This is a genomic window from Pseudomonadota bacterium (assembly GCA_010028905.1).
Taxonomy (GTDB): Bacteria; Vulcanimicrobiota; Xenobia; order RGZZ01; family RGZZ01; genus RGZZ01.
Map to the genome: position 1 here is coordinate 1 of RGZZ01000662.1, position 2,247 is coordinate 2,247.

At 68.8% G+C, this 2,247-nt stretch carries 1 protein-coding gene; it reads right to left on the minus strand.

The window, feature by feature from the left end:
* A partial coding sequence (locus EB084_24060; GenBank protein NDD31338.1) for a hypothetical protein occupies positions 1-2,247 on the minus strand: 2,247 nt, incomplete at both ends.

The window sequence follows — 2,247 nt, forward strand, 5'->3', positions numbered from 1 at the left end:
AGAACGAGGTCACCGGGACCCACGAGGGTGCTGATGACCGATTGATTCGTGGCGTGGCCGCTCACCATGGCCACGCAGTCGTCGACGCCCAGGAAATCGGCCAGCGCCTGCTCGAGGGTGCGATGCAGCGTGAGCTCTCCGGCCACGAGCCGCGATGCGCCCACCGTGGTGCCGTGGCGCGCGATGGCGTCTTGCGCGGCGGCGTTGATGTCCGGGTGTCCGTTGAGGCCGAGATAGTCGTAGTGGGTGAAGGCGATTCGTGGCTGCCCACCTACCGATACCGCTGACCCGGCGACGCCGTCGTAGGGCTCGAAGTAGGGGTAGAGCGTGCCCCACGACGTGCGGCGGGCCTCGAGCTCACGCACCTCGGGAAAGGCCTCGATGCGCCGCTGCGCCTCGGCGACCTGCCACGTTCGGCTACGGGTCAGGAGGGGTACCACCTTCGCATGCACGCCACGCATGAAGCAGATCGGAGTGCCGTTCTGTGACAGGGTGAATCGCGCCCACAGCGCGTCGCCCTCGTGCCTTTCGACGTCGATGCGCACGTCGACGAGGCCGGGAGCAGGTGCAGACAGCACGACAAAGGCCCCGATGTCTTGCGGCAGCAATCCCTTGTCGAGGCTGTGGGCCGCCAGGTAGAGGGCCAGCTGAAAGGCGCCGTCGATCATGTGCAGGTCGACGTGCCAGCGCTCGCGCGGGTCGGCGGGGGCGCCCTCGCGAGGCGTGGAGGTGCGCACGCGCCCCTCGATGGACGCGCTCTGCATGCGCGTGACGCACGCGATGGCGCGCATGCGCGGACCGTGGAAGGTGTGGTCGCGGTAGAAGGCATCAAGATCGCGCATCGGTGGCGCTGTGCGTGGAGCGGGCTCACTGTCGGCGCCTGCGGGGGAGAGCGGCTCAAGCGCTTCGGGCATGTCGCCGATGCGGGCCTCGAAAGCCGTCACCTCGTTGCGGGTTCCGCGGGTCTCGAGCAGTGCAAGAGCGTTTGCGTCACGTGTTACCCGCAGCCGGGTCTCGCCGCGCACCATCACGCCGCGGGTCACCCGCACATCGTGAAGGGCGAAGGGCGGCGTGAGCCCCTGGCTCCACGCAAAGAGATCGAGCGCGCTGGCCAGCGGAACGAACGGACGGCCTTGAAGCGCATGGTCACGCAAGAAGGGGTGCGTCGTGGTCGACATGGTGACCTGTTCGGGGAAGGCACAGGTGGGGTCGGTTTTCACCAGCGCGGTGATCTCGGCCACGGTGGGGTCAGTCGCCCAGAATGCCTGCGACGGCTGAACGCCATGCACCCGGGCGAGGTGGGTGGCCAGCTCAACGAACATGATCGAATCGAACCCGAGATCGGCCACGAGGCGGTGCGACGGCTGCACGTCGGTGCCTGAGCGGGCGGCGATGCGCGCGATAGCGTCTGCGGGACGCTCACGACGCGGAGCGGGTTCTGCGGGAGCGGAAGGGGACGAGGAGGCCAGGGGAGGCGGCGGCCGCTCGTGCGAAGCCTCGCGGTCTGCGTCCGAGACGGCCTGGGGGCGTGGGGCAACGGGCCAGAACCGCTCTCGCTCGAGCGCGGCGATGGGCAGATCGACGATGTGTCGAGCGGCTTCAGGGTACAGCCCGGTAAGGTCGACGGCGTGCCCTTGCAACCATGCAAGCCCTTGCCGAAGCAACGGGGGCACGTCGATGTCGTAGAGGTCGCTGTGGCCACAGGCGCTGTCTCCCCCACGGGAGCACGGCGGAAGGGGGTTTGAGACAGGTCCGACCAGACCGTCGCCTCCTGCGCGCCTGGGTGCATCTGTTGGGGTCGACAGGGCCTGTCGCGCGTCGGTGATGCGTTCGAGCACGTCGTGAGCCGTCGTGGCGATGAATGTCGCTCGCCAGCGTGATGCAGATCGGGTCACCGAGAGGGTGAAGGCTGCGGCCCCAAGCAGATCGGGGTCGAGGCGCTCGATGGCGGTGGCGAGATCGCAGAGATGGGCATCGAGCAGAGCGGGGGTCTCGGCGCCGCAGCAGAAGAGCAGGGGAGACGCAGGGAGGCGCGCCGTGGCCCTGGGTGGCGCGCTCTCGAGGACGGTGAACGCGTTGAGCCCGCCAAACCCGAATGCGCTCACGGTGGCGCGGCGCGTGCTGCCCTTCCACGCTTCAGCCGTGGTCGAGATGGGGAATCGCAGGTGGGGGTCGATGTCATCGGACCAGGCCTCCCAGCTTGCCTGAGGGGGGAGGGTGGCGTGATAGCAGGCCAGGGCCGCGCGC